We start from the raw sequence: 18,833 nt of genomic DNA, 5'->3' as shown, positions 1-18,833 counted from the left end.
TATCGTACGGCCGCTTTACCGACGTTTCGGAACCGGCACTCGCATCAAGTCCCTGGCGATGGTCAGCTCGCCCTCGAACCCCGCGGATCTCGCCTGGCGCTCGAACTCCTCCGGGTCCGTGTAGCGCTGGCTGAAGTGGGTGAGGACGAGGTGGCGTACGCCGGCGTCCCTCGCGACTGCTGCCGCCTGTGACGCCGTCAAGTGGCCGTGGTCCTCCGCGAGTTGGGCGTCCTCGTCCAGGAACGTCGATTCGATGACCAGCATGTCGCAGTTCTCCGCGAGTGCGTGTACTCCGTCGCACAGGCGGGTGTCCATCACGAACGCGAACCGCTGTCCGCGTCTCAGCTCGCTCACGTCGTCCAGCGTGACGGTTCCCAGTGCGCCCTCTCGTTGGATTCGGCCCACGTCCGGGCCCTTGATGCCGTGCTCTGCGAGGCGGGCCGGGAGTATGCGGCGGCCGTCCGGCTCGATCAGGCGGTAGCCGTACGACTCCACCGGGTGCGCGAGTTTGTGTGCTTCCAGGGTGTACGAGGGGCCCTCGGCCAGCGTGATCATGCCGCTGCCCGCGACCGGGGCCTCCGTGATGCCGACGGTTTCCCTGTACGCGGTGGAGTAACGGAGTCTGTCGAAGAAGCGCTGGCCTGAACGCGGATAGTGGGCGGTGACCGGATGCGGTACCTGGTCGAGGTTGATCCGCTGAATCACCCCGGCCAGTCCGAGCGAATGGTCCCCGTGGAAATGGGTGACGCAGATCCGATGCAGATCGTGCGCGGCGACTCCGGCCCGGACCATCTGCCTCTGCGTTCCCTCGCCGGGATCGAAAAGGATTCCCTCGGCATCCCACCGCAGAAAATACCCATTGTGATTACGGTGCCGGGTGGGCACCTGGCTGGCTGTACCCAGCACTGTCAACTCACGCACAGACACGCAGAATCACCCCGGAGGCCACTGGAGCCCGCGTCCGCCGAGGACATGGGCGTGCACATGAAACACAGTCTGTCCAGCACCGGTACCTGTATTGAAAACGGTCCGATAACTGTCGAGCTTCTCCTCGTCGGCGACGGCCTGGGTCTCCCGCAGAACATCGGCAACGAGTTCCGGGGCTCCCGCAGCAAGAGCGCCGACGTCCTCATAATGCGCCTTGGGAATCACGAGCACATGAGTAGGCGCCTGAGGATTGATATCCCGAAAGGCAACGGTAGTCTCAGTCTCGCGCACAATGGTCGCCGGAATCTGCCCAGCAACAACTTTGCAGAACAGACACCCGTCTTGCGGCTCTCCTGTCATACGTGTCCCTCCTAGGTAGTAGGGCGAATGGTAGTCGTACGGGTGCGGCGGGTCCGTGGCTGGTCGCGCAGTTCCCCGCGCCCCTGGGTGGGACAACTCACCGCGCCTCAAGCAGCACCGTCCGGCTGGCTCGCGGGCGCAGGGGTACGGCGGCGGGGTGCGGCTAGTACGTGGCTAGTCGCGCAGTTCCCCGCGCCCCTTAGGTAAGACGACTCACCGCACCTCAAGCAGCACCGTCCGCCCGGTTGTACGCCTACCGCCCCGCGAGCGCAGGAGTACAGCAGCGTTCGGGTACGGTCGCGCCCGCGCGGCGGAGCCGCATATCGATACAGCCCCGCGCCCCTAGTGGGACCAGCCGCCGCACCTCAAGCAGCACCGCCCGCCTGGCTGTACGACTACCGCCCCGCAGGCGCGAGAAGCCACAACACAACCCGCACTCAACAAAGCACCACCACCCCCACTACCTAGGGGCGCGGGGAACTGCGCGACCAGCCACGACGGACCCGCACCTGCCCACTCACCCCACCCAGCCGCGGGCAAGCGCCAACACCCCCCTAACCCGCACCCGACAAAGCACCCCCACCCCCACCCACCCAGGGGCGCGGGGAACTGCGCGACCAGCCACGACGGACCCACACCCGGAATCACACCGCACCCCCACCACCTCACCTCAAGACAACGGCACCCCCGGCGCCACCCTCGCCTCCCCCAACCCCTCCAGCGCCATCCTTATCGCCGCATCCAACTGCACATCCACCCCCGCCACATAATCCTGAGGCCGAACCACCACCTCCACATCAGGATCAACCCCGTGATTCTCCACCCCCCACTCGAACCCCTCCAACCAGAACGCATACTTCGGCTGAGTCACCAACGTCCGGTCCACCAACCGATACCGGCTGTCGATCCCGATCGTCCCGCCCCACGTCCGCGTACCCACCACCGGCCCAATCCCCAACGCCTTGATCGCCGCATTCACAATGTCCCCATCAGACCCGGAGAATTCATTGGCAATGGCGACAACAGGCCCCCGAGGCGCATCGAGGGGATACGTCGTGGGCCGCATCCCCCGAGCCACATCCCACCCGATAACCCGCCGCGCAAGCTTCTCGATGACCAACTGAGACGTATGCCCACCCCGATTCTCCCGGACATCGACAAGCAACCCTTCCCGGGCGACCTCGACCCGCAGATCCCGGTGAATCTGAGCCCACCCCGGCGCCTGCATATCAGGGACATGGAGATACCCGAGCCGCCCCCCGGACGCCGCATGGACATAAGCCCGCCGATCAGCCACCCACGCGTGATACCGAAGCGCCTCCTCATCCCCAATAGGCACGACAACGGCATGCCGAACATCCCCCCCATCCGCAGGCGAGACGGTCAGCTCAACAGCCTTCCCGGCCGTACCGACAAGCAGCGGACCGGGCCCGGCGACAGAGTCGACAGGATGCCCCCCGACGGCAACGATCGCGTCACCGACACGAACAGCAACTCCCGGCGCAGCAAGGGGAGATCGGGCATCAGGGTCGGACGTCTCGGAAGGAAGGATCCGATCGACACGCCAACTCCCGTCATCCGCACGGGAGATGTCCGCCCCCAGAAGCCCCTGCCGAGGCCCCCGCCCATACCCCCACCCCGGAGTGACGTACGCATGGGACGTCCCCAACTCCCCCTGAACTTCCCAGAGAAGGTCGACAAGGTCATCATGCGTGGCAACCCGTTCGAGGACGGACCGATACCGGTCGAGAACCCCGGCCCAGTCGACACCCCCAAGATCCTCCCGCCAGAAGTTGTCCCGCATGAGCCGCCCAGCCTCGTCATACATCTGCCGCCACTCCGCAGCGGGATCGACGGTCTGCCGAATCCGCCCGAGATCGACGGTGATGTTGGAGTCGCTGTCCTCGTCCCCGGAGGCCCGCCGATCGCTGGGTACGACTTTGAGCTTGCCGTCGGTCCAGAGCAGCAGTCGCTTCCCGTCGCCACTGACCTCGAACCCATCGGCGTCGTCGGCAAGATGCTCAACCCGCCGCGCGCCAAGGTCGTACCGCTCCAACTCGGTTGTGGCGGCGGGCTCTTCGGGGGTGGCCCGGGAAGTCCCGAGAACCCCCTGAACGGGATGACGCAACCACAACAGCCCATCCTTGGCGGCGCGCAACGACGAGTACCGACCAGCCTCGACAGGGAACGGAACGATGCGATCGGCGAGCCCGTCAAGGTCGATGCGGGTCGCGGGCGTCCCCTCGCTGTCGGGCGTCTCCTCCTTGTCGGGCGCCTCGAAGGCACGCCCGTGCCGCTGAGGCCCGAAGGGGGACGGGGTCGTCGCGGCGAGGGTGATGAGGTGGGGCCGGGCGCCGGCGAGGAAGGACAGGTCGAAGGCGTGCTGGTCGTAGACGGGATCGAAGGCCCGCGTGGAGAGGAACGCGAGATGCTTGCCGTCAAGGGTGAACGCGGGAGCGTAGTCGCGGAACCGCAACGGCGTCGCCTCAGTGACGGACAGATCAGTGGTGTTGGCCAGCATCAGCTGACTGAGCGGATTGGGCCCGGGATGGGACCAGGCGAGCCACCCGGAGTCGGGAGAAAAGACCAGGTCGGACACGTCACCATCGTCGCTGCGAACGACCTCGCGAACCTCCCCGCTCTCCCGCTCGACGAACAACAGCCGCCCGTCGTGCGAGGCGACAGCGGCCCGACTGCCATCGGGAGCCATGGCCAGCTCAAGCACCCGCCCCAGCGCACCCCCCGCGAGCCGCCGAGGCGTGGCCCCCGGCGCGAGCCCGGTCGCGGGCGCGAACTCCAGCGCGTCCTCCCCCTCCGCGTCCGTCACCCACACGACCCACTCCTCCCCCTCCGGCGTACGGAAGGTCCGCGGCAGCCGCGCCCGCACCCCGGGCTCGGCGGCGAGCGCGCGGGCGGGTCCGGCGCGGTGGGTGACCCAGTGCAGGCCACCGCGTACCTCTACGGCGCTGCCGCGCGCGGTGTGGTCGGGCGCGGCCTCGCCGAGCCAGCCGGCGGGGGCGAGGGGGCGGGGCCTGCGGTCCATCCGCTGGCCGCCCAACTGGACGTCCAGGAGCCGGGGTTCGGCCCCGTCGAGGTCGTCGAGGAGCCACAGTTCGCCGCCTGACGCGTACACGAGCCGGGTGCCGTCACCGGTCAAGTGCCGTGCGTAGAAGCCGCCTTGGGGAGTGTGTCGGCGCAGATCGGAGCCGTCGGCGAGCGAGGAGTAGACGGCGCCGGTGCCTTCGTGGTCGGACAGGAACGCGATGCGGTCCCCCGCCCACACCGGCGACTCCAGGTTCCCGTCCAGCCCTTCGTGCAGCCGTACGAACTCCCCCTCACCCTCCCGGTCGATCCACAACTTCCCCGCCATACCGCCCCGGTAGCGCTTCCAGTGCGCGGCCTCGCGGCCGTGGCGCGCGGAGAGCAGGACGACGGACGGTCCGCCGAGCGCGAGGTCGTCGACGAGTCCGTACGGCAGGGTCGTCGCCGGTCCCCCGTCGAGCGGGACGGCGCGGGCCCAACTCCGGGAGCGGGACGCCTGGTCGTACGTCGACACGACGAGGACGTGCCCCTCGGGGGTCCAGCCGCACACGCGGGTGGACGAACTCCCCCAGTACGTCAGCCGGGTCGACGGCCCCCCGTCGACCGGGGCGACCTGGACCTCCCGGGCCCCGTCACGCGTCGACGCCCACGCGACCGTCGTACCGTCGGGGGATATCCGGGGCGCGGTGACGGGCATGTTGTCGGCGCTCACCCGCCACGCGCGACCACCGTCGAGCGGTGCGAGCCATACGTCGTCCTCGGCGGTGAAGGCCACCAAGTCGCCGTGCAGATGCGGGAACCGGAGATACGCAGCGGGCTGGGTCACCGGCTCACCCTATGCAGCGAACGCCCGAAGAGACACCGCTTTCGGATCACTTGCGCGCATACCCGGATGCCTGTCACCACCGGACACGGCAGGATGACGGCCATGCGCGTACGGAAACTCACGACGGACCGGGAGTACTACCGGTCCGTCCGCCACTCCCACCCACCTTGCCGGGACACCCTCACCCTGGGCCGTGACAACGTCCGGCTGCGCCTGGTCTTCGCCGAGGGCCCGGGCCGTATCCCCTCCGACGTCCACATGGGCACGGTCAGCACCGGCGGCCACTACCTCAACCTTCATCTCCCGTCCGTGGTACGGGCGTTCGCGGAGGAGGCGGAGAAGAGGGGCCTGTTCAGCCGGACTTCGGACGCGGACGGCTGGGAGCTGTTCGACGCGGTGATCCAGCGCACCACAGGTCTATGACCAGCGCCCAGTCCGCCCCAACACCAGCGCCGCAGCCGCAGTCCCCGCCGTGGACGTCCGCAACACACTCCGCCCCAACCGGCACGTCACCGCCCCCGCCTCCTCGAAGAGCGCCAACTCCTCGGGAGACACGCCCCCTTCGGGACCGACCACGAGCACGATCTCACCGGCGGACGGCAACTCCACCCCCGCGAGCGGCGCACTCCCGTACTCCCGGTCCTCGTGCAGCACAACAGCGAGATCCGCCCCCGCCAGCAGCGCAGCGACTTGCTTCCCGCTCGACAACTCCGCGACCTCGGGAAACCGCACCCGCCGCGACTGCTTCCCCGACTCCCGAGCCGTGGCACGCCACTTGGCCAGCGCCTTCGCCCCCCGCTCGCCCTTCCACTGCGTGATGCAGCGGGACGCGGCCCAGGGAACGATCGCGTCGACCCCCACCTCGGTCATCGTCTCGACGGCCAACTCCCCCCGGTCGCCCTTGGGAAGAGCCTGCACGACGGTGAGGCGAGGCACCGGAAGCGGCTCCTCGGACACCGGAGAAAGCCGGACCACGAGCCGGTCCTTGCCCTCGGCAGCGGTCACGACCCCCTCGGCCCAGCGCCCCGCGCCATCCGTGAGGACCACCGCCTCACCCGCCTGGAGCCGCTTCACGGAGACCGCGTGCCGCCCCTCGGGCCCGTCGACGACGAACTCCGCCCCGGCGCCGAGGAGTTGCTCGACCACGAAGACCGGAGCGGTCATCAGGCCACGCCCCCGTCGGCGGTGGGAGCGTCGTCGGGAAGGGGCGCCGTCGCGGCCAACGCGGTACGCGCCGCGTCCAGTTCGGCCGCGAGCACCTCGACGAGGTCCCCGGCGGGAAGGTCACGCGCCATCCGGTGCCCCTGCCCCGCCCAGAGCGCCATCCCCTGCGCGTCCCCGGCCTTGGCGGCGGCCTTCCGCAGCGGCGAGGTCAGATGGTGGATCTCCGGGTACGCGGCGGGCGCGTACGGCCCGTGCTCGCGCAGGAACCGGTTCACCAGCCCCCGCGCCGGCCGCCCGGAGAAGGCCCGCGTCAACTCCGTACGCGCGAACAGCGGGTTGGTCAGCGCGGCCTTGTGCACGGCCGCCGCCCCGGACTCCGCCGTCGCGAGGAACGCGGTACCGAGCTGAGCCGCAGAAGCACCCGCAGCCATCACCGCCGCGATCTGACTCCCCCGCATGATCCCGCCGGCCGCGACCAGCGGCAGCGACACGGCCTCACGGATCTGCGCGAGCAGAGCCAGCAGTCCGACCCCCGCACGGTCGTTCTCCGGGTTGTCCCGGTGCGTCCCCTGGTGACCGCCCGCCTCGACCCCCTGCACGATCACCCCGTCCGCGCCCGCCCGCTCGATCGCGACGGCCTCCTCCGGAGAGGTCGCGGTGACGAGGGTGTACGTCCCGGCCCGCCGGAAGTTCGCCAGCACCTCGGGGCTCGGCACGCCGAAGTGGAACGACACGACGGGTACGGGGTTGCCGAGCAGAACGGCGAGCTTCGCCTCGTACCCGTCGTCCCGTCCGCTGTCGGGGTCGCCCAGCTCCGTCTCGTACCAGGTGGACTCACCGGCGAGCTGATGCGCGTAGAGCTCGACCGCGCCCGCCTCGGCATATTCGGGCTGGGGCATGAAGAGGTTCACACCGAACGGCCGCGAGGTCTGGCCACGGACCTGCTTGATCTCCTCGTACATGCCGTCGGCCGTCTTGTACCCGGCGGCGAGGAAGCCGAGGCCGCCGGCCTCGGACACGGCGGCAGCCAGCCGCGGCACGGAGACGCCACCCGCCATGGGGGCCTGCACGATCGGGAGAGGAAAGAGATCGGTCAGTTCGGAGGACATGACGGCATGTTGTCACGTCCTCCGAACATCCTCGAACCGACCCCAGGTTTGGCACATGCCAACAAGGATCACCGGCCTGCCGCTGAGGCCCCGGCTCCCGCCGAACGCGACCTCAGCGCCCGTTGAAGGCGTCCTTAAGCCGCGAGAACAGCCCCTGCTGCCCCGGCTGGAACTGCCCCGTAGGCCGTTCCTCGCCCCTCAGCTTGGCCAGTTCCCGCAGCAGCCGTTCCTGTTCCGGGTCCAGCTTCGTCGGTGTCGTGACCTCGACGTGCACGATGAGGTCACCGCGTCCGCCGCCCCGCAGATGCGTGATGCCCCGCCCGTGCAGCGGGATCGACTGGCCGGACTGCGTGCCGGGCCGGATGTCGACCTCCTCCAGCCCGTCCAGCGTCTCCAGCGGCACCTTCGTGCCGAGGGACGCCGCCGTCATCGGGAGGGTGACCGTGCAGTGCAGGTCGTCGCCCCGGCGCTGGAACATCGCGTGCGGCAGCTCGTGGATCTCGACGTACAGGTCACCGGCGGGACCGCCACCGGGCCCGACCTCGCCCTCACCGGCGAGCTGGATGCGCGTGCCGTTGTCGACACCGGCCGGGATCTTGACGGTGAGCGTCCGCCGCGACCGGATGCGGCCGTCACCGGCGCACTCGGGGCACGGCGTCGGCACGACCGTACCGAAGCCCTGGCACTGCGGACACGGCCGCGAGGTCATGACCTGGCCCAGGAAGGACCGCGTGACCTGCGAGACCTCGCCACGGCCCCGGCACATGTCGCAGGTCTGCGCGGTGGTGCCGGGTGCGGCGCCCTCTCCGCTACAGGTGTTGCAGACGATGGCCGTGTCGACCTGGATGTCCTTGGTCGTACCGAAGGCCGCCTCGTCGAGGTCGATCTCCAGCCGGATCATCGCGTCCTGGCCGCGCCGGGTGCGCGAGCGCGGGCCGCGCTGGGACGCCGTGCCGAAGAACGCGTCCATGATGTCGGAGAAGTTGCCGAAGCCACCGGCGCCGAAGCCGCCCGCGCCTCCGCCGCCGCTCTGCGAGAGCGGGTCGCCGCCTAGGTCGTAGACCTGCTTCTTCTGCGGGTCCGACAGAACCTCGTAAGCGGCGTTGATCTCCTTGAACCGCTCCTGGGTCTTCGGGTCCGGGTTGACGTCCGGGTGCAGCTCGCGTGCGAGCCGACGGAACGCCTTCTTGATCTCATCCTGCGACGCGTCACGGCGCACGCCGAGTACGGCGTAGTAGTCCGTGGCCACTTACGACTCCGCCAGGATCTGTCCGACGTACCTCGCCACTGCGCGTACCGCTCCCATCGTTCCCGGGTAGTCCATGCGGGTCGGTCCGACCACGCCGAGCTTGGCGAGTGCCTCGCCGCCCGAACCGTAACCGACCGACACGACGGACGTGGAGTTGAGTCCCTCGTAGGCGTTCTCGTGCCCGATGCGCACGGTCATGCCCGAATCCCCGGCCTCGCCAAGCAACTTGAGAAGCACGACCTGCTCCTCCAAAGCTTCCAGGACGGGCCGGATGGTGAGGGGAAAGTCATGTCCGAAGCGGGTGAGATTGGCGGTTCCGCCGATCATCAGCCGCTCCTCGTTCTCCTCGACGAGCGTCTCCATCAGCGTGGAGAGCACGATCGAGACCGTACCCCGGTCCTCGCGCTCGAAAGCCTCCGCGAGGTCCTCGACGAGCATCGGTACGTCGCTGAACCGGCGCCCCGCGACCCGGCTGTTGAGCCGCGCGCGCAGATCCGCCAGCGACGACTCCCCGAAGGGCGCCGGGCAGTCCACCATCCGCTGCTCCACCCGGCCCGTGTCCGTGATCAGCACGAGCATCAGCCGCGCGGGCGCGAGCGCCAGCAGCTCGACGTGCCGGACGGTGGAGCGGGTGAGGGAGGGGTACTGGACGACGGCGACCTGACGGGTGAGCTGCGCGAGCAGCCGGACCGTCCGCGCCACCACGTCGTCCAGGTCGACCGCGCCGTCCAGGAAGTGGTGGATGGCGCGGCGCTCGGGCGCCGTCATCGGTTTGACGCCGGCCAGCCGGTCGACGAACAGGCGGTAGCCCTTGTCGGTGGGGATGCGCCCCGCACTCGTGTGCGGCTGCGCGATGAACCCCTCGTCCTCCAGGACGGCCATGTCGTTGCGCACGGTCGCCGGGGAGACGCCGAGGTTGTGCCGCTCGGTGAGTGCCTTGGAACCCACCGGTTCCTCGGTCCCCACATAGTCCTGGACGATCGCGCGCAGCACCTGGAGCCTGCGTTCACTCAGCACCGCGCACACCTCCAGAAGTCCGCCTTGGCACTCTTCACCTACGAGTGCCAGTGTACGGCGGTCGGGTACCACGGGGGCAAGGTCGTCCCCGTCGCCGGATGGTACGGCTAGCGTCTCTGTATGACGGTGACTTGGGAAGAGCTGGGCTGGGAACGTCTCGCGGAAGGTGTCGGCCGGGTCCGGCTGCCGGGTTGGGACTGCACGACGGGGCTGGTGATCACCCCCGGCGCGGCCCTCGTGATCGACTCCGGCTCCAGCCTGGCGGAGGGGGCTCGGCTGCGGTCCGACGCAGAGCGGATCGCCGGCGTCAATGTGACCCATCTCGCGTTGACCCACCCGCACTTCGACCACGTGTTCGGCACGGCGGCTTTTCCGGGGGCGGAGGTGTACGCGGCTCACGCCGGGTACGACGCCGACGAGCTGGCCGGGGACGCGGTGCGGGGCGGCCTCGACGCCGGGCTCGCCGAGGAAGCCGCGTCCGCACTGACCGCCCCACGGCACGTGGTCTCCGGTACGTGTACGCCGGTTCCCGGCGTCCTCCTCGCTTCGCTGGGGCCCGCGCATTCGCCGTACGACCTTGTCGTCGTCGTTTCCGGTGCCGTGCCGGTGGTGTTCTGCGGGGACCTCGTCGAGGAGTCCGGGGAGCCGCAGGCGGGGTCGGACGCGGCGGTGTCGCGCTGGCCCTCCGCGCTGGACGCCTTGCTGGCGCTCGGCGGGGAGGACGCCGTGTACGTGCCGGGGCACGGGGCTGTCGTCGACGCGGCTTTCGTACGGCGGCAGCGGGACGCTCTCAGCGAACGGTTCGGCGTGTCGCGCGCGTGAGGGGTCTGTTCGGTGCGGGGGTTTCTCCTATCGTCATCCGAATGCGCCAGTACTCTCCGGACCTCACCCCGCCGTGGAAGAAGCAGGCCCCCGCGCCCGAGATCCCGGCCGACCCCGGCCTAGTCGTCGAGGAGCCCGGCACCGGGTTCTGCGGGGCGGTGATCCGCTGCGAGGCGGGGACGGTGACGCTGGAGGACCGCTTCGGCAAGCACCGGGTGTTCCCGCTGGAGCCGCGCGGGTTCCTGCTGGAGGGGAAGGTGGTGACGCTGGTGAAGCCTTCGGGAGCTTCGGTACGTCCCACCCGCACCGCTTCCGGTTCCGTCGCCGTCCCCGGCGCCCGCGCACGCGTTGCCCGTGCGGGCCGCATCTACGTCGAGGGCCGGCACGACGCCGAACTCGTCGAGAAGGTCTGGGGCGACGACCTGCGCATCGAGGGCGTAGTAGTCGAATACCTGGAGGGAGTGGACGACCTCCCCGCGATCGTCGCCGAGTTCGCGCCCGGCCCGGACGCCCGCCTCGGCATCCTGGTGGACCACCTGCTGCCGGGCACGAAGGAGTGGCGGATCGCCCAGTCGGTGACCAGCGAACACGCGCTCGTCGTCGGCCACCCGTACATCGACATCTGGGAGGCGGTAAAGCCGTCGTCCCTGGGAATCACGGCCTGGCCCCGGGTCCCGCACGGCCAGGACTGGAAGACGGGGGTGTGCCGCGCCCTGGGCTGGCCGTCCGAGAACACGGGCGCGGTATGGCGGGCGATCCTGGACCGGGTGACGTCGTACAAGGACCTGGAGCCGGAGTTGCTGCGTTGTGTCGAGCACCTCATCGATCACGTGACCGTGCCCTGAGGCCCGCCGAGTCGTTGACGCAACGGACCTGGTGGACTGTTTCTCCGCCGACGCGGAGGTGTTCCGTCGATCAGCTCGTCCACTCGCCCGAGCAGATCATCGTCCCCGCGCCCGCGGGGTTGTGATCAGTCCACCAGATCCCTGACGACGGCGTCCGCCAGCAGCCGCCCCCGCAGCGTCAGCACCGCCCGCCCCGCCTCATACGCCCCCCGCTCCAGCAGCCCCTCCCCCAGCACCCGCCCCGCAGCGGCCAGCCCCGCTTCCCTGAGCAACGTCAGCGGTACCCCCTCCCGGAGCCGTAGCTCCAGCAGGATCCGTTCCACCCGGCGGTCCTCCTCGGAGAGCAGCTCCCGCCCGGCGCCCGGCGACTTCCCCGCGCTGAGCGCCGCCGCGTACGCTCCCGGGTGTTTCACGTTCCACCAGCGCACGCCGCCCACGTGCGAGTGCGCGCCGGGGCCCGCGCCCCACCAGTCCGCGCCCCGCCAGTACAACTCGTTGTGCAGGCAGCGGGCCGCCTCCGAGGTGGCCCAGTTGGACACCTCGTACCACTCGAAACCGGCCCCGGACAGCACGGACTCGGTGATGAGGTAGCGGTCCGCGTGGACGTCGTCGTCGGTCATCGGGACCTCGCCGCGCCGGATCCGACGCGCGAGCTGCGTTCCCTCCTCGACGATCAGCGCGTACGCACTGACGTGGTCGGGACCGGCGCCGAGCGCGGCGTCAAGGGAGGCCCGCCAGTCGTCGTCGGACTCGCCGGGGGTGCCGTAGATCAGGTCGAGGTTCACGTGCTCGAACCCGGCGGCGCGGGCCTCCCGGACGCATGCCTCGGGCCGCCCGGGGGTGTGCGTACGGTCCAGCACCTTCAGCACATGCTGCCGGGCACTCTGCATCCCGAAGGACACCCGGTTGAACCCGCCCTCGCGCAGAGCGGCGAGATAGGCGGGGTCCACGGTCTCCGGATTGGCCTCGGTGGTGACCTCGGCGTCCTCCGCGAGCCCGAACTCCTCGCGGATCGCCTCCAGCATCCGTACGAGATCCCCGGCGGCCAGCAGCGTGGGCGTCCCCCCGCCCACGAACACGGTCCGCACCTCCCGCGGGTCGTCCCCCAGCACCTTCCGAGCGAGCCGGATCTCGTCGATCAGGGTGTCGGCGTAGTTGTCCCGGGAGGCCAGCACACCCCCCGTACCCCGCAACTCGGTGGCGGTGTAGGTGTTGAAATCGCAGTACCCGCACCGCGTGGCGCAGTAAGGAACATGCAGGTAGAAGCCGAGTGGCCGCTCCGCACCCCCAGCAAGCGCGGCAGCGGGCAGCGCACCATCGTCGGGGACGGGTTCACCGTCGGGCAGTACGGAAGGCATGGGCCCATTGTCCCGCACCGCCCCCGTCACTCACTCCGCCTGGAGCACCAGCAGCGCCAGATCGTCCTCCGGCGGCTCCGAGCCGAACCCGTGGACCAGTTCCTGGATCCGTTCGGCGATCAGCTCCGCGTCGTACCCCGCGCACCCGGCCAGCGCGACGGCCAGCCCGTCCCCGTCGTCGAACTGCCGCCCGCCGTTGCGGCGTTCGGTCACGCCGTCGGTGACGCACAGGAGGCTCTCGCCGGGGAGGAGGTGGAGGACCTCGCTCCGGTAGGTCGCGTCCTCGACGACCCCGATGAGCGTCTGGGGCTGGGCGACAGGGGTGACGGTCCCGTCGGGGCGCAGCAGCAGCGGCAGGGGGTGACCGGCGGACGCGAGGGTGACCCGTACACCCCCGTCGTACGGGACCAGCTCGCCGTAGAGGAGGGACAGGAACCGCGTCTGGGGCCCCTCCCCGGGCCCGGCGGGGCCTACGTACGCGCGGGCGGCGGCGTCGGCGGCCTCGGTCGCGTCGTCGAGGAGCAGCTGGTTCAGCCGGTCGAGGACGTCCGCGACCCCGTACCCCTCCCGCGCCAGCAGCCGCAGCCACGGCCGGGCCAGCCCGATGACGACGGCGGCCTCGGGCCCCTTCCCCTGGACGTCGCCGATGGCGAAGCACCAGCGCCCGTCGTCGGCGGGGAAGAGGTCGTAGAAGTCGCCGCTGGGGCCGCCCTTCTCCCGGGGCTCGTAGATGAGCGCGCTCTGTACGCCGGGGATCTCGGCGACGGCCCCGGGCAGCAGCCCGCTCTGGAGTACGGAGCTGATGGTGACCTGTCGGGCGTACTGCCGGGCGGCGCCGACCGCGAGCGCGACCCGCCGGCTGAGGTCCTCGACGAGCCCGGTGACCTCGTCGGGGAACCGCAGGATCCCGCACCGCCCGATGACGAGCGTCCCGAGGAGCCGTCCCCCGGCGACGAGCCGGTACGCGAGGGCGGCGCCGGTCCCGCCGAGGGACTGGCCGGGCCAGGGGTGGTCGTAGGGCTGGGTGTCGGGGGGCCGCCCGTTGTGCTCGGGGGGCCGGGGCGGCGTCTGCTCCAGCTCCCGCTTGAGCGCTTCGAGGAACCCTTCGCTCTTGTGCCACACGCGCGCGAGGCGGCCGCCGCCCCCGGTGGTCTCGTCCTCCAGCCATACGGCGCACCAGTCGGCGACGCGGGGGACGACGACCTGTCCGGTGAGCGCGGCGACCAGGTCCTCGTCGAGCTGCCCGGCGAGCAGGTCGGACGCCTCGGCGAGGAAGGAGAGCGCACCGCGCCCGAGCCAGTCCTGCTCGTTCGGCGGGGGCTCGGGCGCGAGGGCGAGGGCGAGCCCGAGGGAGGGCAGGGGGGCGAGCACGGAGACGGGGCCGTGGGCGCCCTGGTCTCCGCCACAGGCGCCACAGCCGGTCCCGGAGCTGTCGTCCCCGCCACACTCCTCGTCCCCGCACCCGCCCATCTCCCCCAACCGCGCCCACACCGTCTTCCCGTCCCGCCGGTACGTCACCCCCCACTCCATCGCGAGCGCGGTGACGAGCCTCAACCCCCGCCCGTACTCGGCGGGTTCGTACGACGGATCGGGGTCCCCGTCCCGCAGCGTCCGCGACGGATGCCGGTCGGAGACCTCGACGACGAGGTCGTACGACGCCCCCGCCCCCTCCTTCGGCTCCTCCAGCCGGCAGCTGATCTCGACATCGGTCCCGGCGTGGACGACCGCGTTGGTGACGAGTTCGCTGAGGACGAGGAGGGCCTCGTCCCCGGTGCGGGCGGTGGCGTGCCAGCCGGCGGTGGCCCACTCGTCGAGCGCCCGGCCGAGCACCTCGCGCGCGGTGCCCGGCGCGAGCGCGCTCCCCGCGAGGGTCGTACCGATCCGCGCCGGCCGGCGGAGCCGGGAGCGCGGGGTCGATTCCCGTTGTGTCGGAATGGTCCCCATGAACGGCTCCCCTCCCCGAGTGGTTGTCCGGCGGTTGGTCCGGCAGTTGGTCCGGCGTTTGGTTCGAATACGCCTCGGTCGTCAGGGACAGGGTGACAGACTGACTACGCCCATAAGCGTCGAGTTACCGAAGTGGGCCGTCATGAGTGAGAACAGTGCTGTGTGTGTGCTCGAAGACGGATCATTTGAGGGCGGGATTCGAGCATCCGCGCTACGCCCTCTGCTCACCGCGCTGCTCGCGGCCCGGGACGGGGACTTAGTCCGGGCGGCGATGCCGGTGGAGGACGACGGGATCGTGGCCGAACTGACCACGGTCTTCAACCAGATCGTGGACCGCAGTACGCACTTCAACGACGAGGTGCGCCGGGTCAAGCGCGAGGTGATCCGGCACGGCAGGCTGGACGAGCGGGTCTCGGCCAGCCCGGGGCAGGGCCGTTGGACGTCACGGGTGGACGACGTGAACCAGCTCCTGGACGCCCTGGCGGCGCCGGCGGCGAACGCGGCCCGCGTCCTGGACGCGGTGGCGGGCGGCGACCTCACGCAACGCGTCGACCTGCACGACGGCACCCGCCAACTCCGGGGAGATCTACGCCGGTTGGGCCGGGCCGTGAACAAGATGGTCGACCAGCTCTCGCTGTTCACCGGCGAGGTGACCCGCGTCGCCCGCGAGGTCGGCACCGAGGGCCGCCTCGGTGGCCGCGCCAAGGTCCAGGGCCTGTCGGGGAGTTGGCGGGACGTGACGGAGGCCGTCAACACGATGGCGTCCCGGCTGACCGCGCAGGTACGGGACATCGCGCTGGTGACGACGGCGGTGGCGCGCGGCGACCTGACCCGTACGGTGACGGTCGAGGCGACCGGCGAACTCCTCGAACTGAAGCTGACCGTCAACACGATGGTGGAGCAGCTCTCGGCGTTCGCGGACGAGGTGACCCGCGTCGCCCGGGAGGTCGGTACGGAGGGCCAGTTGGGCGGCCGGGCCCAGGTCCGGGGCGTGTCCGGCGTCTGGAAGGACTTGACGGACAACGTCAACTTCATGGCCTCGAACCTGACTTCACAGGTACGCAACATCGCCCAGGTGACGACGGCCGTGGCGAACGGCGACCTCAGTCAGAAGATCACCGTGGACGCGCGCGGCGAGATCCTGGAGCTGAAGGACACGGTCAACACGATGGTCGACCAGCTCTCGGCGTTCGCGGACGAGGTCACCCGGGTCGCCAGGGAGGTCGGCACCGAGGGCAACTTGGGCGGCCGGGCCCAGGTCCGAGGCGTCTCCGGCGTCTGGAAGGACCTCACCGACAACGTCAACTTCATGGCGGACAACCTGACTTCACAGGTCCGCAACATCGCCCTCGTCTCGACGGCCGTCGCTCAGGGCGACCTCGGCAAGAAGATCACCGTGGAGGCGAAGGGCGAGATCCTGGAGCTGAAGACGACCATCAACACGATGGTCGACCAGCTCTCGGCGTTCGCGGACGAGGTGACCCGCGTCGCCCGAGAGGTGGGCACGGAAGGCAACTTGGGCGGCCAGGCACAGGTCCGGGGCGTCTCCGGGGTCTGGAAAGACCTCACGGACAACGTCAACTTCATGGCCCTGAACCTGACTTCACAGGTGCGGAACATCGCCCAGGTGACGACCGCCGTGGCCAACGGCGACCTCTCCAAGCAGATCACGGTCGACGCGCGCGGCGAGATCCAGCAGCTGAAGGACACCGTCAACACGATGGTGGAGCAACTGCGGGCGTTCGCCGACGAGGTGACGCGGGTCGCCGCCGAGGTGGGCACAGAAGGGAATCTGGGCGGCCGGGCGCAGGTGCGGGGCGTGTCCGGGGTGTGGAAGGACCTCACCGACAACGTCAACTACATGGCGGACAACCTGACTTCACAGGTCCGCAACATCGCGCAGGTGGCGACCGCGGTGGCGCAGGGCGACCTGTCGAAGAAGATCGACGTGGACGCGCGCGGCGAGATACTCGAACTGAAGACGACCATCAACACGATGGTGGACACGCTCTCCGCGTTCGCCTCGGAGGTCACCCGCGTCGCCCGCGAGGTCGGCTCCGAAGGCCAACTCGGCGGCCAGGCACGGGTGGAGGGCGTCTACGGCACCTGGAAGCGGCTCACGACCAACGTCAACGAACTCGCGCTGAACCTCACGACGCAGGTCCGCGCGATCGCCGAGGTCGCCTCGGCGGTGGCCCAGGGCGACCTGACGCGGGCGATCACCGTCGAGGCGCGCGGCGAGGTCTCCGAGCTCAAGGACGACATCAACCTGATGGTCGCCACCCTGCGCGAGACGACCCGCGCGAAGGACTGGCTGGAGTCCAACCTCGCCCGCCTCGCGTCGCTGATGCAGGGCCACCGGGACCTGATGGAGGTCGCGGACCTCATCCTGCGCGAGCTGACGCCGCTGGTGAACGCGCAGTACGGGGCGTTCTACCTGGCCGACCCGGAGGACCACACCGCCGGTCCGGCGAAGGGTCTTGCGTTCATCGCCGGGTACGGCGCCGTCGAGACGGGCGGGCTGCCGGTGCACGGGCTGGTCCGGCAGGCGGCGCGGGAGAAGAAGCGCATCCTGGTGGAGGAGACCCCGGCGGACTACATCAAGATCGCCAGCGGTCTCGGGGAGGCTCCGCCGACGACCGTCGTCATCATCCCGATCCTCTTCGAGGACACGCTCCTCGGTGTCGTCGAACTCGCCTCGTTCTCCCGCTTCTCGGACGTCCACCTCGCGTTCTTCGACCAGTTCGTGAACACGATCGGCGTCGCCATCAACACGATCATCGCCAACTCCCGTACGGAGTCCCTGCTGAGCGAGTCCCAGCGGCTCATGCGCCAGCTCCAGGAACGCTCGGACGAACTCCAGAAGCAGCAGGCGGAGTTGCGGCGCTCCAACGCCGAACTCGCGGACAAGGCGGCCCTGCTGGCGACGTCCTCGCAGTACAAGTCGGAGTTCCTGGCGAACATGTCGCACGAGCTGCGCACGCCGCTCAACTCCCTGCTGATCCTGGCCCGGTTGCTCTCCGACAACCCGGACGGCCATCTCTCCGAGCAGGAGGTGCAGTTCGCGACGACGATCCACCGCTCCGGCTCCGACCTGCTCCAGCTCATCAACGACATCCTCGACCTGTCGAAGATCGAGGCGGGCCGGATGGACGTACGCCCCAAGACGCTCCCGCTGAACAAGCTCCTCGACTACGTGCACGCCACGTTCCGGCCGCTCACCCTCGACCGGGGGCTCGCCTTCGAGGTGTCGGTCGGCGAGGACGTACCGCGCACGATGCACTCCGACGAGCAGCGCATCCAGCAGATCCTGCGCAACCTGCTGTCCAACGCGGTCAAGTTCACGTCCTCGGGCCGCGTCGAGCTACGGGTGACGCGGGCCCCCGAGGACATGGTCGCGTTCGCCGTCACCGACACGGGCATCGGTATCGCGCCGGACCAACTCCCGGGCATCTTCGAGGCGTTCCAGCAGGCCGACGGCACCACGAACCGCAAGTACGGTGGCACGGGGCTGGGGTTGTCCATCAGCCGCGAGATCGCCGGGCTGCTCGGCGGCAGGATCGTCGCCCAGAGCGCGCCCGGCCTCGGCTCGACGTTCACGCTGTACGTCCCGCTGGTCAGCCCCGGCCACCTCGCGCCGCCGGCCACGGAACCCGCCGAGACCTGGCCACCGGCCACCACGCCGGAGACCTGGCGCACCGGCCGCGCCGCCGAGGTGCTGCCCGGCCGCCGGGTCCTGATCGTCGACGACGACATCCGCAACGTCTTCGCGCTGACCCACGTACTCGGGCGGGTCGGAATGCACGTCCAGTACGCGGAGAACGGCCGCGAGGGCATCGAACTCCTGGCGTCCGACCCCGACATCGAGCTGATCCTGATGGACATCATGATGCCGGAGATGGACGGCTACGAGACGATCACCGCGATCCGCAGCTCCCCCCGCTGGACCGACCTCCCGATCATCGCCCTCACGGCGAAGGCGATGCCGGGGGACAGGGAGAAGTCGATCACGCAGGGGGCGGACGACTACGTACCGAAGCCGGTGAACATCGACGAACTGTTGGCTGCCATGGCCGGGTTACTGGAACGCCGATAGGGGCGCGGGGCTGTGTGAATTATGCGGCTCCGCCGCGTGGGCGCGAATGACCACGACGGCGCAGCACTCGCCAA

13 protein-coding genes are annotated in these 18,833 nt (G+C 70.1%); 4 read left to right on the top strand and 9 right to left on the bottom strand.

Annotated elements, in window-relative coordinates; all coding sequences use genetic code 11:
* Window positions 1-15 precede the first annotated feature (15 nt).
* The 3 genes from J8M50_RS10590 to J8M50_RS10580 all read right to left on the bottom strand — a co-directional run bounded on the left by J8M50_RS10590 (window position 16) and on the right by J8M50_RS10580 (window position 5,155).
* Window positions 16-927: a ribonuclease Z gene (locus J8M50_RS10590; RefSeq protein ID WP_010354864.1), complete on the bottom strand. Its 912-nt coding sequence runs from the start codon at window positions 925-927 to the stop codon at window positions 16-18.
* Window positions 928-933: 6 nt separating this feature from the next.
* On the bottom strand, window positions 934-1,287 hold the full coding sequence (locus tag J8M50_RS10585) for a histidine triad nucleotide-binding protein (RefSeq protein ID WP_010354865.1): 354 nt from the start codon (window positions 1,285-1,287) through the stop codon (window positions 934-936).
* A 670-nt stretch (window positions 1,288-1,957) separates the two neighbouring features.
* The gene (locus tag J8M50_RS10580) at window positions 1,958-5,155 is read right to left on the bottom strand and encodes a S41 family peptidase (protein ID WP_010354866.1); all 3,198 of its coding nucleotides are present in this window, start codon (window positions 5,153-5,155) and stop codon (window positions 1,958-1,960) included.
* Between the two features lie 66 nt (window positions 5,156-5,221).
* On the opposite strand from J8M50_RS10580, the gene J8M50_RS10575 reads away from it, so the two are divergent.
* The gene (locus tag J8M50_RS10575) at window positions 5,222-5,578 is read left to right on the top strand and encodes a hypothetical protein (protein WP_223786191.1); all 357 of its coding nucleotides are present in this window, start codon (window positions 5,222-5,224) and stop codon (window positions 5,576-5,578) included.
* On the opposite strand, the gene J8M50_RS10570 is transcribed toward J8M50_RS10575, so the two are convergent.
* The 4 genes from J8M50_RS10570 to hrcA form a co-directional block, all read right to left on the bottom strand.
* A complete protein-coding gene (locus tag J8M50_RS10570; protein ID WP_010354868.1) occupies window positions 5,573-6,319 on the bottom strand; it encodes a 16S rRNA (uracil(1498)-N(3))-methyltransferase in 747 nt (248 codons plus the stop codon). The two genes, J8M50_RS10575 and J8M50_RS10570, sit on opposite strands and share 6 nt — an antisense overlap.
* The gene (locus tag J8M50_RS10565; protein ID WP_010354869.1) at window positions 6,319-7,428 is read right to left on the bottom strand and encodes a nitronate monooxygenase; all 1,110 of its coding nucleotides are present in this window, start codon (window positions 7,426-7,428) and stop codon (window positions 6,319-6,321) included. The genes J8M50_RS10570 and J8M50_RS10565 overlap by 1 nt, the downstream gene beginning before the upstream one ends.
* A 112-nt stretch (window positions 7,429-7,540) precedes the next feature.
* On the bottom strand, window positions 7,541-8,677 hold the full coding sequence (gene dnaJ / locus J8M50_RS10560; RefSeq protein WP_010354870.1) for a molecular chaperone DnaJ: 1,137 nt from the start codon (window positions 8,675-8,677) through the stop codon (window positions 7,541-7,543).
* Complete coding sequence (gene hrcA, locus J8M50_RS10555) at window positions 8,678-9,694, bottom strand: heat-inducible transcriptional repressor HrcA (protein ID WP_010354871.1); 1,017 nt, start codon at window positions 9,692-9,694, stop codon at window positions 8,678-8,680.
* A gap of 120 nt (window positions 9,695-9,814) precedes the next feature.
* Between hrcA and J8M50_RS10550 the strand changes: the two genes are divergently transcribed.
* Both J8M50_RS10550 and J8M50_RS10545 read left to right on the top strand, forming a co-directional pair.
* Window positions 9,815-10,516 (top strand): MBL fold metallo-hydrolase, encoded by a 702-nt coding sequence (locus tag J8M50_RS10550; protein WP_010354872.1) that lies wholly within the window; start codon window positions 9,815-9,817, stop codon window positions 10,514-10,516.
* A gap of 41 nt (window positions 10,517-10,557) precedes the next feature.
* On the top strand, window positions 10,558-11,361 hold the full coding sequence (locus J8M50_RS10545) for a DUF3097 domain-containing protein (RefSeq protein ID WP_010354873.1): 804 nt from the start codon (window positions 10,558-10,560) through the stop codon (window positions 11,359-11,361).
* 125 nt (window positions 11,362-11,486) lie between these two features.
* On the opposite strand, the gene hemW is transcribed toward J8M50_RS10545, so the two are convergent.
* On the bottom strand, window positions 11,487-12,719 hold the full coding sequence (gene hemW, locus J8M50_RS10540) for a radical SAM family heme chaperone HemW (RefSeq protein ID WP_010354874.1): 1,233 nt from the start codon (window positions 12,717-12,719) through the stop codon (window positions 11,487-11,489).
* A gap of 30 nt (window positions 12,720-12,749) precedes the next feature.
* Complete coding sequence (locus tag J8M50_RS10535; RefSeq protein ID WP_010354875.1) at window positions 12,750-14,663, bottom strand: SpoIIE family protein phosphatase; 1,914 nt, start codon at window positions 14,661-14,663, stop codon at window positions 12,750-12,752.
* Window positions 14,664-14,805: 142 nt separating this feature from the next.
* Here J8M50_RS10535 and J8M50_RS10530 point away from each other — a divergent pair, with 142 nt between their 5' ends.
* Complete coding sequence (locus J8M50_RS10530) at window positions 14,806-18,759, top strand: HAMP domain-containing protein (protein WP_178855131.1); 3,954 nt, start codon at window positions 14,806-14,808, stop codon at window positions 18,757-18,759.
* The last annotated feature ends 74 nt before the right edge of the window (window positions 18,760-18,833 follow it).

Source organism: Streptomyces acidiscabies (assembly GCF_020010905.1).
In the GTDB taxonomy this organism is placed as follows: domain Bacteria; phylum Actinomycetota; class Actinomycetes; order Streptomycetales; family Streptomycetaceae; genus Streptomyces; species Streptomyces acidiscabies.
Note: the sequence above shows the minus strand (reverse complement) of the source record. Positions and strands in the feature narration are given on the sequence as shown.

Bases quoted from the DNA above. Each gene is read 5' to 3' on its own strand.
- J8M50_RS10535 (WP_010354875.1), bottom strand. From the start codon at position 14,663: ATGGGGACCATTCCGACACAACGGGAATCGACCCCGCGCTCCCGGCTC.
- J8M50_RS10585 (WP_010354865.1), bottom strand. From the start codon at position 1,287: ATGACAGGAGAGCCGCAAGACGGGTGTCTGTTCTGCAAAGTTGTTGCT.
- J8M50_RS10575 (WP_223786191.1), top strand. From the start codon at position 5,222: ATGCCTGTCACCACCGGACACGGCAGGATGACGGCCATGCGCGTACGG.
- J8M50_RS10570 (WP_010354868.1), bottom strand. From the start codon at position 6,319: ATGACCGCTCCGGTCTTCGTGGTCGAGCAACTCCTCGGCGCCGGGGCG.
- J8M50_RS10530 (WP_178855131.1), top strand. From the start codon at position 14,806: ATGAGTGAGAACAGTGCTGTGTGTGTGCTCGAAGACGGATCATTTGAG.
- J8M50_RS10545 (WP_010354873.1), top strand. From the start codon at position 10,558: ATGCGCCAGTACTCTCCGGACCTCACCCCGCCGTGGAAGAAGCAGGCC.
- J8M50_RS10550 (WP_010354872.1), top strand. From the start codon at position 9,815: ATGACGGTGACTTGGGAAGAGCTGGGCTGGGAACGTCTCGCGGAAGGT.
- J8M50_RS10565 (WP_010354869.1), bottom strand. From the start codon at position 7,428: ATGTCCTCCGAACTGACCGATCTCTTTCCTCTCCCGATCGTGCAGGCC.
- hemW (WP_010354874.1), bottom strand. From the start codon at position 12,719: ATGCCTTCCGTACTGCCCGACGGTGAACCCGTCCCCGACGATGGTGCG.